Origin of the sequence: Pseudacidovorax sp. NFM-22 (assembly GCF_021401245.1) — a bacterium.
Taxonomy (GTDB): Bacteria; Pseudomonadota; Gammaproteobacteria; order Burkholderiales; family Burkholderiaceae_C; genus Xenophilus.
This window is the reverse complement of sequence record NZ_JACBFY010000002.1, coordinates 890,843-904,306: the sequence shown is the minus strand read 5'-3', so window position 1 is coordinate 904,306 and position 13,464 is coordinate 890,843. Positions and strand designations below refer to the sequence as shown.

At 69.6% G+C, this 13,464-nt stretch carries 12 protein-coding genes; 9 read left to right on the top strand and 3 right to left on the bottom strand.

Translation table 11 applies throughout. The annotated features are described in order from the left end of the window. Positions 1 to 62 precede the first annotated feature (62 nt). The 3 genes from L0984_RS09725 to L0984_RS09715 are packed head-to-tail and all read left to right on the top strand — an operon-like array spanning position 63 to position 3,259. The gene (locus tag L0984_RS09725) at positions 63 to 1,832 is read left to right on the top strand and encodes an ArnT family glycosyltransferase (RefSeq protein WP_234193483.1); all 1,770 of its coding nucleotides are present in this window, start codon (positions 63 to 65) and stop codon (positions 1,830 to 1,832) included. A gap of 49 nt (positions 1,833 to 1,881) precedes the next feature. Further along, the gene (locus L0984_RS09720; RefSeq protein ID WP_234193481.1) at positions 1,882 to 2,829 is read left to right on the top strand and encodes a glycosyltransferase family 2 protein; all 948 of its coding nucleotides are present in this window, start codon (positions 1,882 to 1,884) and stop codon (positions 2,827 to 2,829) included. A 34-nt stretch (positions 2,830 to 2,863) separates the two neighbouring features. Next, complete coding sequence (locus L0984_RS09715) at positions 2,864 to 3,259, top strand: GtrA family protein (RefSeq protein WP_234193479.1); 396 nt, start codon at positions 2,864 to 2,866, stop codon at positions 3,257 to 3,259. A 19-nt stretch (positions 3,260 to 3,278) separates the two neighbouring features. On the opposite strand, the gene L0984_RS09710 is transcribed toward L0984_RS09715, so the two are convergent. The 3 genes from L0984_RS09710 to L0984_RS09700 all read right to left on the bottom strand — a co-directional run bounded on the left by L0984_RS09710 (position 3,279) and on the right by L0984_RS09700 (position 6,070). Beyond that, complete coding sequence (locus L0984_RS09710; RefSeq protein WP_234193477.1) at positions 3,279 to 4,478, bottom strand: amidohydrolase family protein; 1,200 nt, start codon at positions 4,476 to 4,478, stop codon at positions 3,279 to 3,281. Next, the gene (locus L0984_RS09705; RefSeq protein ID WP_234193476.1) at positions 4,424 to 5,182 is read right to left on the bottom strand and encodes a TetR family transcriptional regulator; all 759 of its coding nucleotides are present in this window, start codon (positions 5,180 to 5,182) and stop codon (positions 4,424 to 4,426) included. Before L0984_RS09705 ends, L0984_RS09710 begins: the two co-directional genes overlap by 55 nt. A 114-nt stretch (positions 5,183 to 5,296) precedes the next feature. Further along, positions 5,297 to 6,070, bottom strand: coding sequence for a ferredoxin--NADP reductase (locus tag L0984_RS09700; RefSeq protein WP_234193475.1), 774 nt, complete (start codon positions 6,068 to 6,070; stop codon positions 5,297 to 5,299). A gap of 289 nt (positions 6,071 to 6,359) precedes the next feature. On the opposite strand from L0984_RS09700, the gene L0984_RS09695 reads away from it, so the two are divergent. The 6 genes from L0984_RS09695 to L0984_RS09670 all read left to right on the top strand — a co-directional run bounded on the left by L0984_RS09695 (position 6,360) and on the right by L0984_RS09670 (position 13,449). Further along, complete coding sequence (locus L0984_RS09695) at positions 6,360 to 7,988, top strand: 6-hydroxynicotinate reductase (protein WP_234193474.1); 1,629 nt, start codon at positions 6,360 to 6,362, stop codon at positions 7,986 to 7,988. Between the two features lie 23 nt (positions 7,989 to 8,011). Next, positions 8,012 to 8,902 carry a UPF0280 family protein gene (locus tag L0984_RS09690; protein ID WP_234193473.1) on the top strand — a complete coding sequence of 297 codons (891 nt, stop codon included), beginning with the start codon at positions 8,012 to 8,014 and terminating at the stop codon, positions 8,900 to 8,902. A 24-nt stretch (positions 8,903 to 8,926) separates the two neighbouring features. After that, a complete protein-coding gene (locus L0984_RS09685; RefSeq protein WP_234193471.1) occupies positions 8,927 to 9,568 on the top strand; it encodes an amino acid synthesis family protein in 642 nt (213 codons plus the stop codon). Between the two features lie 26 nt (positions 9,569 to 9,594). Continuing rightward, positions 9,595 to 10,179, top strand: coding sequence for an amino acid synthesis family protein (locus L0984_RS09680; RefSeq protein WP_076504932.1), 585 nt, complete (start codon positions 9,595 to 9,597; stop codon positions 10,177 to 10,179). Between the two features lie 69 nt (positions 10,180 to 10,248). Continuing rightward, a complete protein-coding gene (locus tag L0984_RS09675) occupies positions 10,249 to 11,463 on the top strand; it encodes an ABC transporter substrate-binding protein (protein ID WP_234193470.1) in 1,215 nt (404 codons plus the stop codon). A gap of 30 nt (positions 11,464 to 11,493) precedes the next feature. After that, the gene (locus L0984_RS09670) at positions 11,494 to 13,449 is read left to right on the top strand and encodes an ABC transporter permease (protein WP_114801674.1); all 1,956 of its coding nucleotides are present in this window, start codon (positions 11,494 to 11,496) and stop codon (positions 13,447 to 13,449) included. Positions 13,450 to 13,464 lie beyond the last annotated feature (15 nt).

The following is a 13,464-nucleotide window of genomic DNA, read 5'->3' as shown; positions in this document are numbered from 1 at the left end:
TCGCCTGAACTTCTTGATCCCCACTGGAGGCTGCCATTCTGCAGAAGCTGAGCTTCACGGCCGTGCACCTGGCCGGCGTGGCCGTGGTGCTGTTGGCGCTCTGGGGCGCGGGCGACGCGCTGATGCGGCGCATGTGGGCAAGCGCCGGCGACACACCCGGTCGCGAGGACCCCTGGCTGCGCATGGCGCTGTCCGCCGCCACCGGCCTGGGCCTGGCCATCCTGGCGCTGCAGGCGCTGGGCATCGCGGGCCTGCTGAAGCCGCCCGGCACGCTGGCGCTGCTGGCCATCGGGCTGGCGCTGGCGCTCTGGCGCCTGCCCGCGCAGTGGCGGCTGCTGCGCGCCCTGCCGTCAGGCCCGCCGCTGGGCCGCGCCGAGCGCGTGGCGACGCTGGTCGCCATCGGCGCCTTCATCATCAGCCTCTTCGAGCCGATGGCACCGCCGCATGCCTTCGACGAGATGATGTACCACCTGCCCTATGCGCGGCAGGTGGCCGAGAGCGGCGCGCTGGGCATCCACGACTGGCTGCGCTATCCCTGGTTCCCCTACAACTACGACCTGCTCTATGCGGCGGCCCTGCCGCTCGCGGGGGACGTGTTCCCGCATCTGCTGCACGCGCTGGGCGGCTGGCTGGCGGCTGCGCTGGTGTGGCGCCTGGCCGTGACGCACACCGACCGCATCTGCGCCGCGATTGCGGCGGCGGTATGGCTGATGATGGGCGAGTTCTTCAACGCCCTCATCGACATGGGCGTGGCGCTGTTCGTGGTGGCGGCCTTCACCGTGCTCTGGCTGTGGTGGAGCACGCCGGTCACGCCGGCGCAGCCGCGGCGGCCGGCGCGCTGGCTGGGCCTGGCCGCCTTCTACCTGGGCGTGGCGGCAGGCAGCAAGTACCAGGCGCTCACCTTCCTGCCGCTGGTGGCCGTGTGCGTGGCCTGGCGCGAGCGCCGGCCGGGGCCCTGGCTGCTGGCGCTGGGCTGCTTTCTGCTGCCGTGCATCTACTGGTTCGGCCGCAACTGGCTGCAGACCGGCGACCCCTTCAATCCCATCGGCGCCAAGGTGTTCGGCTTCACGAACTGGAACCTGGACGACTATCAGCGCCAGGTCGACGACGTGCGTGCCCATGCCGCGCTGCCCAACGTCATGCTGTGGCCGGCGCTGCTGGTGCCCTTCGCGGCGGTCTGGAAGACGCGGCCCGCGGTGCGCGCCGCGGCGCTGTTCGGCGCCTGGTCGGTGCTGGTGTGGCTGGCCACCTCGCGCTATCCGCGCTACATGGCGGCCTCGTTCCCGATCCTGGCCTGGCTGGGCGCCATCGGCTGGTGCCAGCTGTGGCGCTGGGCCGCTGCCGCGCTGCAGCGGCGCGTCGGCGACCGGGCGCGCGCCCGGTCGGTGGCCGGGCTGGGCGTCGCGCTTCTGTCCGTGCTCGTCATTGCCGGCGGGGTGCGGCTGTGGAACCACGTCCGCCAGATCGCGCCCACGCCCGAGACGCGCGAGGCCTTCCTGGCCCGCAACGTGCCGGGTTACGTGGTGCTGAGCTGGCTGCGTGCGCATCCGCAGCCCGGCCGCCTCTATCAGGTGGGCCTGAGCGACGCGATCTACTTCGCGCCCAACCCGGTCTGGGGTGATGTGTTCGGCCCCTACCGCTACGTCGACTTCCTGCTGCTGCCCGCTCCCGAGATGGCGCGCAAGTTGGTGCAGCACGGCTTCGGTACCATCGTCGTCCAGACGGCGCTCGGGCCCTATGTCGATGGCAAGCCCGGCTTCGAGCACCACTTCAAGCTGCTGGTCGAGCGCGATGGCGTGAAGGCGTACCGGATCGTCCCGGACCCGTCCTGATTCCTCGGCCGCTCTTCCGCCGCCTCGTCACCACCACCGATCTGCCCGCATGCGCATTGCCGCCGTCATCCCCTGCTACAACGAAGCCCTGGCCATCGCCCAGGTGATCGAGGGCTTCCGCACCCATCTGCCGCAGGCCCAGGTGCATGTGTTCGACAACGCGTCCAGCGACGACACCGCCGCCGTGGCCCGGGCCCATGGGGCGCGGGTGACCACCGTGCGCCTGCGCGGCAAGGGCAACGTGGTGCGGCGCATGTTCGCCGACGTCGAGGCCGACATCTACATCATGGTCGACGGCGACGCCACCTACGACCTGGCCCGGCTGCCCGAGATGATCGACATGCTGGTGCAGGGCAACCTCGACATGGTGGTGGGTGCCCGGCAGGACGATCAACAGGACGCGCAGACCTACCGCCGCGGCCATCGCCTCGGCAACCGCATGCTGACGGGGGCCGTGGTCAAGCTCTTCGGCGGCGAGTTCAGCGACATGCTGTCGGGCCTGCGTGTCTTTTCGCGCCGGTATGTGAAGTCCTTCCCGGCGCTGTCGCAGGGCTTCGAGACCGAGACCGAGCTCACGGTGCACGCGCTGGAACTGCGCATGCCCTGGGACGAGCTGCCGGTGCGCTATCTCGCGCGTCCCGAGGGCTCGGAAAGCAAGCTGTCGACCTACCGTGACGGCTGGCGCATCCTGGTCACCATCACCAAGTTGTTCGTGAGCGAGCGGCCGCTGCTGTTCTTCATGATCGTGACGGCGGTATTGGCGCTGGCCTCGCTGGGTCTGGCCTTCCCGCTGCTGCTGACCTACCTGCACACCGGGCTGGTGCCGCGCCTGCCCACCGCGGTGCTGGCCACCGGCCTGATGCTCGCCGCCATGCTGTCGGCCAGCTGCGGCGCCGTGCTGCGCACCGTCACGCTGGGGCGCCGCGAGGTCAAGCGCATCGCCTACCTCGCCATTCCCGGCGCGGCGCGGCTGGCAACGCCGGTGAGCGTGCAGTGAGCGTCCGCCCGGCCGCTCCGGCGAAAGTGCTGCGGTGATCTCCGGCCCGCTGCTGCGCCGCCTGCTGAGCTTCGGCATCGCGGGCGTCATCGGCTTCGCCGTCGATGCCGGCCTGCTGTACCTGCTGGCGCCGCATGTGGGCTGGTATGCGGGGCGGGTGCTGTCCTTCTGGGGTGCGGCCACCGCCACCTGGCTGATCAACCGGCGCTTCACCTTTGCCGATGGCGCGCGGCGCCTGCCGCTGTGGCACGAATACCTGCGCTACCTCGCCGCCATGCTGGGCGGCGCCCTCGTCAACTATGCGGCCTACGTGGCCGTGCTGCATGCGCTGCAGGGCCCGGCGGCACCGCTGCTCGGCGTGGCCGCCGGCAGCATCGCCGGCATGGGCGTCAACTACCTGTCGGCGCGCTACCTGGTCTTCCGACGCTGAGCCAGGCGGGCGCGTTGGCTCAATGCGCGCCGGACACCACCACGGGCACTTCCGTGGCCGGCGGCGTGTTGCGGCTGCGGCCGCAGCGCACGATGCCATCGATCATCACCATGCCCACACCCGGCAGATCGCCCAGCTGCACGCTTTCGAGCAGCGTGCGGCCGGCCGTGTGCTGGGCGCGATCCAGGAAGACGAAGTCGGCCGCATAGCCCTTGTCGATCAGGCCGCAGTTGAGCTTGCGCATGCGGGCCGTGTTGCCGGTGGCGAAGCAGAACACCAGCTCGGCCGGGATGTTGGCCAGCGACGAAAGCATGGCGATCATGCGCAGGATGCCCAGCGGCTGCACGCCCGAGCCGGCGGGGCCGTCGGTGCCCAGGATCACGCGGTGCGGGCACTTGAGTTCCAGCGCTGCCTTGGCCGCGGCGATGGCCACGCGCTCGTTGCCGTTGTGCACGATCTCGATGCCGCGCGTGCTCTTCTCGCACAGCTCGCACACATGCGCCTCGGGCAGCGAGGTGTGGCCGCCGTTGATGTGGCCGATGATGTCGGCGTCGGCCTCCAGCACCACGTCCTTGTCGATCAGGCCCGAGCCCGGGATCGACGGGCCGCCCGTGTGGATGGTGCTCTGGATGCCGTACTTGCGGGCCCAGGCCACCATCTCCTTGGCCTCGTAGCCGGCCTTGACGCTGCCCAGGCCCACCTCGCCCAGCAGGCTGACGCCGGCCTCGGCGAGTTCCTTGAAGTCGCTCTCGACCATGCCCTTCTCGATGACCGGCGCGCCGGCCAGCACCTTCACGCCGCCGGGGCGGAAGGCGTCGAAGGCGCGCTGCGCGGTGATGGCCAGGGCCTTGAGGCCCACGATGTCCTTGGGCCGGCCGGGGTAGTGCACCTCGCCGGCGGAGATCATGGTCGTGACGCCGCCGTTCATGCTGGACTCGATCCAGTTGAGCTGGCTCTGGCGCGGCGTCCAGTCGCCGGCCACCGGGTGCACGTGGCTGTCGATCAGGCCCGGCGCGACGCAGGTCTGGCGCGCGTCGATGACGGTGGTGGCGCCTTCGACATCGCAGTCCTTGTAGCGGCCCACGGCGGCGATCAGGCCGTCCTGGACCACGATGGTGTCGGCCTGCAGGATGGGCTGGTCGATGTCGCCCGAGAGCAGCAGCCCTATGTTCTGGATGACGACCTTGCCCGACTTGCCGGCGGCGGCGACTTCTGCCATTTTTGGGTTTCCTCGTGGGGTGGGAGAGATTCCGTGCTGTCGTCCTGCCGCACGGTGCGCAGCACCGTCTCGGTCACGAAGGCCTCCCAGTGCTGGGCGGCCTCGGGCGCATCGAGCTGCTCGCCCAGGAAGCTGGCGAGCGTGTAGCGGTTGGACATGTAGAAATAGCCTGTCGCCGCGATCAGCAGGTACACGTCGCGCGCGGCCAGGTCGGGGCGGAACAGGCCCTGGGCCGTACCGCTCTCCAGGATCGAGGCGATCACCGCCACCGCCCGCGACGAGTATTCGCGGGCCCGCACCGACTTGGCGATGTGCCGCCCCTTGTGCAGGTTCTCGGTGTTGAGCAGGGTGACGAAGTCGGGGTTGCGCCGGTAGTAGCCCAGCACGAAGCGGATCACTTCGGTCAGCGCCTCGACCGGGCGGGCCATGTCCAGCGCCATGGCGGCCTCGGCCTCGTCCATGCGCTGGTAGATGCCCTCCAGCACGGCCACGAACAGGCCTTCCTTGCTGCCGAAGTAGTAATAGATCATCCGGTCGTACGACTTGGCCGCGCGCGAGATCTTCTCCACGCTGCCGCCCTCGTAGCCGTATTTGGCGAACACCTTGGTGGCCGCACGCAGGATGGCCTCGCGCGAGGCCTGCGCCTGCGCCTCGCGCACGCCGGTCTTGCGCTGCGGCTTGGCGGGCGTCTTGCGCGTGGCCAAGGTATCAGGTCCTCGAAAAGATGCGGCCGAGCGCCGGGCCGCCCCAAGCCGGCCGCGCCTCCCCCTCGGGGGGTGGCGTTACACGCGCGCAGCGCGTGAAAAGCCGGGGGGCGGTCATTTTTCGACGAAGGCGCGCTCGACCACGTAGTCGCCGGGGGTCGTGGTATTGCCTTCGTGGAAGGCGCGCTGCTCCAGGATCAGCTTCATGTCGGCCAGCAGCATGGGGCTGCCGCACAGCATCACGCGGTCTTCCGCGGGGTTGAGCGGCGGCAGGCCCAGGTCGTCGGTGAGCTTGTTGCTGGTGATCAGGTCGGTGATGCGGCCCTGGTTGCGGAAGGGCTCGCGCGTGACGGTGGGGTAGTACAGGAGCTGCTCGCTCACCATCTCGCCCAGGAACTCGTGGTGCGGCAGGTCCTGCGTGATGGTGTCGTGGTAGGCCAGCTCGGCCACCTCGCGCACGCCGTGCACCAGGATCACCTTCTCGAACTTCTCATAGGTCTCGGGGTCGCGGATCACGCTCAGGAAGGGCGCCACGCCGGTGCCGGTGCCGAACAGGTACAGGCGCTTGCCGGGCAGGGTGTAGTCGATCAGCAGCGTGCCCGTGGGCTTGCGGCCCACCACGATGGTGTCGCCGACCTTGATGTGCTGCAGCCGCGAGGTGAGCGGGCCGTCGGGCACCTTGATGCTCAGGAACTCGAGGTGCTCCTCGTAGTTCGCGCTCACGATGCTGTAGGCGCGCAGCAGCGGCTTGCCGTCGACCTTGAGCCCGATCATCGTGAAGTGCCCGTTGGAGAAGCGCAGGGCAGCGTCGCGCGTGGTGGTGAAGCTGAACAGGCGGTCGGTCCAGTGGTGGACGGTCAGGACGCGTTCTTCGGCGAAGGCACTCATAAGCTAATAACCAAATGAAAGGGAAGCTGGCGGGTGGCACGAGGGCATGCGCATCAGGCTTGCGGCGCCACTGGCTGGTGCTGCCCATTTTCGTTCACGACGCACCAGGAAGGGGAGTCGTGCACTCTGGAAAACACCCATGCAAGCATCGCGCCGGGCCGCTAGATTCGTTTCATGTAGCGATCACAACATGAATATGGAGCGGATGCTACACAAACGGTGCATCGCCGCCAAGCCGATTTCCGGCATGCTTGTTGCACACACAGGCCGCGTTGCACGAAAGCCCACGATGACAGAACACACCAAGACCGACGGCCTGCCCGGCATCGACGTGCCGGCCCTGCCCACTACGCCCGACGGCCTGGGCCGCGCGCCCGCGCGCAACGAGCGCATGAGCACGAGCAAGGTCGAATGCAATGCCTGCCCGGTGCTGTGCCAGATCTCCGACGGCCGCACCGGCGCCTGCGACCGCTACGCCAACCGCGACGGCGTGCTGGTGCGCACCGACCCGGTGGTCATGCTGCGGCGCGAGCTGGACTCGCCCGAGCCGGCCCTGGTGCCCTTCGCCCGTCCGGCGGCCGACACGGTCGAAGCCGCCGCGGCCGATGCACCGCAGGACGACTGGAACGGCGACCTGCTGCTGGCCGACCAGGTCTTCGTCACCGGCATCGGCAGTTCCACCACCTACCCCGACTACAAGCCCGCGCCCTTCATCGTGGCCTCCAAGGCCCAGGGCGTGGACATGGTCACCGTGGTCACCGAAGGCATCTTCAGCTACTGCAGCGTGAAGGTGAAGATCGACACCGACCGCTTCCTCGGCAGCGAGCAGGCCAACGTCCGCTACAAGGGCGAGGTGGTGGGCCATGTGACCACGGCCGAGTACGGCTCGCAGATGCTGTCGCTGGGCGGCGTGCACCACCTCACCGGCGGCAGCAAGAAGGAAGGCCGCATGACGCTGGAGATGATGCAGCGGCTGTGCAACAAGCAGGCGGCCGAATGCACCATCGACGGCGGCGCCAGCCTGGTGATCCAGGCCGGCCGCGCGCCCATCGTCAACGGCGTGGAAGAGCAGCGCATGCGCGTGGGCTGCGGCTCGGCCACGGTGGGCATCTTCGCCAAGCAGCTGCTGGGGCTGGCCGACGAGGTGGTGGTGGTCGACGACCACATCACCGGCGTGCTCACCGAGCACCAGGCCGGCCGCTGCCTGGCCATGCCGCCCTCGGGCATCCAGATGCGCGGGCGCAAGTCCACGCCCGGACGCTACTTCCAGGTGGCCAATCCGGGCAGCGGCTGGGGCGGCACCGACATCGCCGACCCGCTGGCCATCATCGAAGGCTGGGAGCCCGGCGTGGCCAGGCCGGGCCTCAAGCTGCTGATGACCTCCACCACCGGCGAACAGGCCGAGTGGTACGTGCTGGACGACGAGCTGCGCCCCGTGCCGCAGCCCATGCCCGAGGCCGTGCGCAAGGTGGTCGAGCGCATCGGCGAGAACTGCGAGCCTTCGCTCACCACGGTGCTCTTCCTCGGCGGTGCAGGCGGCAGCCTGCGCGCGGGCGTGACCGAGAACCCGATCCTGCTCACGCGGGCGATCAAGCGCGCGCTGGTCAACGTGACCTGCGGTGGTGCGCCGGCCTATGTGTGGCCGGGCGGCGGCATCACCGTCATGGCCGACGTGATGCGCATGCCCGACAACAGCTTCGGCACCGTGCCCACGCCGGCCATCATCGCGCCCATCGAATTCAGCATGCGGCTGCAGGACTACGCAGACCTGGGCGGCCACATGGAGCATGTGATGTCGCTGGAGCAGGCGCTGCGCCGCGGCGCCTGGCAGGACGACGGTGCGCCGCTCGCCCGCCGCTTCGTCGGCCAGTCCAGCGACAACCCCTGGCCGCTGGGCCACAAGCCCATGCTGGGCTGACCGGCCTCTTCTTGCCGCGACGCATGCCCGCCCAACGTCACGCCCTCGATGCCGAGCGCTGGCACTGGCACCACGGTCCCATCGACCTCGTGGTCCAGGCCGAGGGCGAGCCGCGTGCCGTGGCCGAGGCGCACGAGTCGGCATGGATGCGCTTCGAAGGCCTGCTGGACGAGCTGGTCGCCGAGCTGCCCGCGCTGCGTCGCCCGGTGTCCGAGCATGCGAGCCTGCATGGACCCGTAGCCAAGCGCATGCAGGCCGCCTGCCTGCCCTTCCTGCCCGCCTTCATCACGCCGATGGCGGCCGTGGCGGGCGCGGTGGCGCAGGAGTTGATCGCCTTCTACCAGCGGCCCGGCATTGCCCGCGCCTGGATCAACAATGGGGGCGACATCGCGCTGCATCTCGCGCCCGGCACCGAGGCGCGCGTCGGCCTCTATGCCGACCTGGCCCGCTTCGCGCCGCAAGACGCGCAGCGCCTGCGCACCGACGGCCAGTTCAGCGTCGCGGCGGCCGACCCGGTGCGCGGCATCGCCACCAGCGGCTGGCGGGGCCGCAGTTTCTCGCTCGGCATCGCGGACAGCGTGACCATCCTCGCGGCCACGGCCGCGCAGGCCGATGCGGCGGCGTCCATCGTCGCCAACGCGGTCGATGCGGACCACCCCGCCATCGAGCGTCGCCCCGCCAACGAATGCAAGGACGACAGCGACCTCGGTGCGCTGCCCGTCACCGTGCAGGTGCCGCCGCTGCCCACCACCGTGGTGCGCGATGCGGTCGAATCGGGGCTGCGACGCGCGACGGAACTGCAGTCGCGCGGCCTCATCCACGCCGCCGTGATCGTGTGCCAAGGGCAATGGAGAGTGCTGTCGGCACGCGACGAGGCCGTGCTGGCGCCGGCCGTTGGTTCAGTATTTGCTTAACGAATTGCACACCCCTTCACCACGATGATCGACATCCGCCGCGTCTTCACCCAGGTCGAGCAGATTCACCACGAGTTCGGCCCCCGCGCCGAGCAGCCGCTGGTGCGCGGCGCCATCGCGGCCGTGCTCGCCAACCCGTTCGCCGGCCGCTACGAGTCGGACATCCTGCCCATGATGGCGCTGCTGGACCCGGTGGGCGTGGACATGGCCCAGCGCCTGCTGGCCGCCATGGACGTGCCGCGCGAGGCCATCGCCACCTACGGCAAGGGCGCCATCGTCGGTGCGGCAGGCGAGCTGGAGCATGGTGCGCTGTGGCATGTGCCGGGCGGCTACGCCATGCGCGAGCTGCTGGGCTGGAAGGGCGACCGCGCCGCCTATACCGCCGGCAAGGGCGAGGCCAAGAGCGGCCAGCCCGGCAATGCGCTGTCCATCGTGCCCTCGACCAAGAAGGTGGGCCCGCCCGGCGCCGCGCTGGACGTGCCGCTCACCAACATCAACGCCAGCTATGTGCGCGGCCAGTTCGACGCCATCGAGGTGCGCGTGCCCGGCGCGCCCGCGGCCGACGAGATCGTCTTCATCCTCGCCATGACCACCGGCTACCGCGTGCATGCCCGCGTCGGCGGCCTCAAGGCCGAGGACATCAGCCAATGGAACGGCCTGCGCTGAGGCGCGCCACAGAACGAGGAGAACCCATGCCCGCAGACATCCGCAAGCTCATCGTGCAAGTCGACGAAACCCGCAAGGAGATGGGCCAGACCATCGACCCGCCCACGCGCCGTGCCGTCGCCATCGCCGTCATCGCCAACCCTTACGCCGGTCGCTACAGCGAGAACCTGGACGAGCTCATCGCCATCGGCGAGGAACTCGGCGGCCTGCTCGGCCAGAAGGCCGTGAAGGCGCTGGGCATCGAGCCCGGCCAGGCACAGAGCTACGGCAAGGCCGCCATCGTGGGCGAGGCCGGCGAGCTGGAGCATGCCGCGGCCATTCTCCATCCCAAGCTGGGCGCGCCACTGCGCGTGGCGGTCGAAAAGGGCGCCGCGCTGGTGCCTTCGGCGAAGAAGCAGGGCACGCTGGGCACCGCCATCGACGTGCCGCTGGGCCACAAGGACGCCGCCTTCGTGCGCAGCCATTTCGATGCCGTCGAGGCCCGCGTGAGCGATGCCCCGCGTGCGGGCGAGATCGTGGTGGCCGTGGCCGTGACCGACAGCGGCCGTCCGCTGCCGCGCATCGGCGGCCTGCAGGTGTCCGAGATCAAGGGCGTGGACGGTCTTCGCTGAACGCGGCGCGGCTATTCTTCGCCTGCTTCATTTCCCCGGTTTTCCATCCCATCCGACGAGGAGTTCCCCATGCAACCCTTCCGCCTCAACTTTGGCGCCGCCGCTGCGCTGGCCCTGGCTGCCGGCACGCTGATGCCGGCCCACGCCCAGAACGTCATCAAGATCGGCGAGGTCAACAGCTACAAGGCCCAGCCGGCCTTCCTGGAGCCCTACAAGAAGGGCATGGAACTGGCGGTGGACGAAATCAACGCCAAGGGCGGCGTCAACGGCAAGAAGATCGAGCTGATCACCCGCGACGACAACGCCAACCCGGGCGACGCCGTCCGCATGGCCGAGGAACTGGTCTCGCGCGAGAAGGTGGACGTGCTGGCCGGCGCCTTCCTGTCCAACACCGGCCTGGCGCTGGCCGACTTCGCCAAGCAGAAAAAATTCTTCTACCTGGCCGGCGAGCCGCTGACCGACAAGATGACCTGGCAGGGCGGCAACCAGTACACCTTCCGCCTGCGCCCCGGCACCTACATGCAGGCCGCCATGCTGGTGCCCGAGGCCGTCAAGCAGAAGAAGAAGCGCTGGGCGCTGGTCTACCCCAACTACGAATACGGCCAGTCGGCCGTGGCCGCCTTCAAGAACCTGCTGAAGGCCGCGCAGCCCGACGTGGAGTTCGTCACCGAACAGGCCACGCCGCTGGGCAAGGTCGACGCGGGCAGCGTGGTGCAGGCCCTGGCCGATGCCAAGCCCGACGCCATCTTCAACGTGCTGTTCGGCGCCGACCTGTCGAAGTTCGTGCGCGAGGGCAACACCCGCGGCCTGTTCAAGGACCGCACCGTGGTCAGCGTGCTGACCGGCGAGCCCGAGTACCTCGACCCGCTCAAGGACGAGGCGCCCGATGGCTGGATCGTGACCGGCTACCCGTACTACGGCATCAAGACGCCCGAGCACAAGGCCTTCCTCGATGCCTACCAGGCCAAGTTCAAGGACTACCCGCGCCTGGGCTCGGTGGTGGGCTACAGCATGATCAAGTCGGCCGCCGCCGGCATCGCCAAGGCCGGCAGCACCGACGCCGACAAGCTGGTCGCCGCCTTCAAGGGCCTGCAGGTGGACAGCCCCTTCGGCAAGATCAGCTACCGCGCCGAAGATCACCAGTCGACCATGGGCGCCTTCGTGGGCAAGACCAAGAACGACGGCGGCAAGGGCGTGATGGTGGACTACGTCTACTACGACGGCGCCGATGCCCGCTTCCAGCCGCCCGCGGCTGACGTGAAGAAGTCCCGCAGCGCGGACTGACGACTGCTGCCCCCTGAAGAGAGCCTTGCCATGAGTTTTTCCGGCCTGATCGTCCAGCTCCTCAACGGGCTGGCGTCTGCGTCTTCGCTGTTCCTGGTCGCGGCGGGTCTGTCGCTGATCTTCGGTGTGACGCGCATCGTCAACTTCGCGCATGGCTCCTTCTTCATGGTGGGCATCTACGTCGCCTACACCCTGGCCGACAAGCTGGGCGGCGCCGGCTTCTGGGTGGCGCTGCCGCTGGCGGCCATCGCGGTCGGCGTGCTCGGCGGGCTGATCGAGGTCGTGCTGCTGCGGCGCATCTACAAGGCGCCCGAGCTCTTCCAGCTGCTGGCCACCTTCGCGCTGGTGCTGGTCATCAAAGACGCGGTGCTGTGGCTGTGGGGCCCCGACGAGCTGCTGGGTCCGCGTGCGCCGGGCCTGCGCGGCTCGGTCGAGATCCTGGGCCGGCAGTTCCCGGCCTACGACCTGTTCCTGATCGTCGTCGGCCCGGTGGTGCTGGGCCTGGTGTGGCTGCTGCTCACCCGCACGCGCTTCGGCACGCTGGTGCGCGCGGCCACGCAGGACCGCGAGATGGTCAGCGCCCTGGGCGTCAACCAGGCCTGGCTGTTCACAGCCGTGTTCGCGCTGGGCGCGCTGCTGGCCGGCCTGGGCGGTGCGCTGCAGCTGCCGCGCGAGCCGGCCACGCTGGAGATGGACCTCAACACCATCGGCGCGGCCTTCGTGGTGGTGGTGGTGGGCGGCATGGGCTCGCTGCCCGGCGCCTACGTGGCCGCATTGCTGATCGCGGAGATCAAGGCCCTGTGCATCTGGCTGGGCGTGGTCGAGATCGCGGGCATCGCCATTTCCTTTTCCAAGCTCACGCTGGTGGTCGACTTCCTGGTCATGGCCGCGGTGCTGGTGTGGCGCCCCTGGGGCCTGATGGGCCGGCCGCAGGCGCCCAGCCGCTACGTGGGTATGCAGGAAGAGCCGCTGCGCCGCGCGGGCGGCTCCTACGTGGCCGCCGTCGGCGTGCTGGCCCTGGTGCTGGCCGCCATGCCGGTGCTCACGGCCAGCTCGCCCTACACCACGGTGCTGATGATCGACCTGCTGATCGCGGCGCTGTTCGCGGCGAGCCTGCACTTCATCATGGGCCCGGCGGGCATGCATTCCTTCGGCCACGCCGCCTACTTCGGCCTGGGTGCGTACGGCGCTGCGCTGCTGGCGCGCGCCGCCGGCCTGCCGATGGAACTCACGCTGGTGCTGGCACCGGTGGTTGCGGGCCTGGGCGCGCTGGTCTACGGCTGGTTTGCCGTGCGGCTGTCGGGCGTGTACCTGGCCATGCTCACGCTGGCCTTCGCACAGATCACCTGGGCCATCGTCTACCAGTGGGACAGCTTCACCGGCGGCAGCAACGGCCTCACGGGTGTGTGGCCGTCGGAATGGCTCAATGACAAGCGCGCCTACTACTGGCTCACGCTGGTGCTGGTGGGCGGTGGCCTGTGGTGGCTGCGCCGCGTGCTGTTCTCGCCCTTCGGCTATGCGCTGCGCGCGGGCCGCGACTCGGTGCTGCGCGCCGACGCCATCGGCATCGACGTCAAGCGCATGCAATGGGCGGCCTTCGTGGTGGCCGGCGCGGTGGCGGGCCTGGCGGGCGGGCTGTTCGCGTACTCCAAGGGCAGCATCTCGCCCGAGACCCTGGCGGTGGGCCGCTCGGTCGACGGCCTGGTGATGGTGCTGCTGGGCGGCATCCAGACACTGGCCGGCCCGGTGGTGGGCGCCTTCACCTTCACCTGGCTGCACGACATGGTGGCGCGCAACACCGACTACTGGCGCGCCATGCTGGGCGCCATCATCCTGATCCTGGTGCTGCTGTTCCCGCAAGGCATCGCGGGCTCGATCAAGCAACTGGCCGACAAGTGGCGTGGCCGGCGCGACGACGTGGCCGCCGACGAGGCCGCCAAGGCGCCGATGCAGGCCGCGGCTGCGGCCGGGGAGGGTGCGCGATGAGCCGCCTGTCGTCCT

Excerpts from the sequence above, each read along its gene's own strand:
- L0984_RS09720 (WP_234193481.1), top strand. The coding sequence starts at position 1,882 with ATGCGCATTGCCGCCGTCATCCCCTGCTACAACGAAGCCCTGGCCATC.
- L0984_RS09710 (WP_234193477.1), bottom strand. The coding sequence starts at position 4,478 with ATGGCAGAAGTCGCCGCCGCCGGCAAGTCGGGCAAGGTCGTCATCCAG.
- L0984_RS09700 (WP_234193475.1), bottom strand. The coding sequence starts at position 6,070 with ATGAGTGCCTTCGCCGAAGAACGCGTCCTGACCGTCCACCACTGGACC.
- L0984_RS09695 (WP_234193474.1), top strand. The coding sequence starts at position 6,360 with ATGACAGAACACACCAAGACCGACGGCCTGCCCGGCATCGACGTGCCG.
- L0984_RS09690 (WP_234193473.1), top strand. The coding sequence starts at position 8,012 with ATGCCCGCCCAACGTCACGCCCTCGATGCCGAGCGCTGGCACTGGCAC.
- L0984_RS09685 (WP_234193471.1), top strand. The coding sequence starts at position 8,927 with ATGATCGACATCCGCCGCGTCTTCACCCAGGTCGAGCAGATTCACCAC.
- L0984_RS09680 (WP_076504932.1), top strand. The coding sequence starts at position 9,595 with ATGCCCGCAGACATCCGCAAGCTCATCGTGCAAGTCGACGAAACCCGC.
- L0984_RS09675 (WP_234193470.1), top strand. The coding sequence starts at position 10,249 with ATGCAACCCTTCCGCCTCAACTTTGGCGCCGCCGCTGCGCTGGCCCTG.
- L0984_RS09670 (WP_114801674.1), top strand. The coding sequence starts at position 11,494 with ATGAGTTTTTCCGGCCTGATCGTCCAGCTCCTCAACGGGCTGGCGTCT.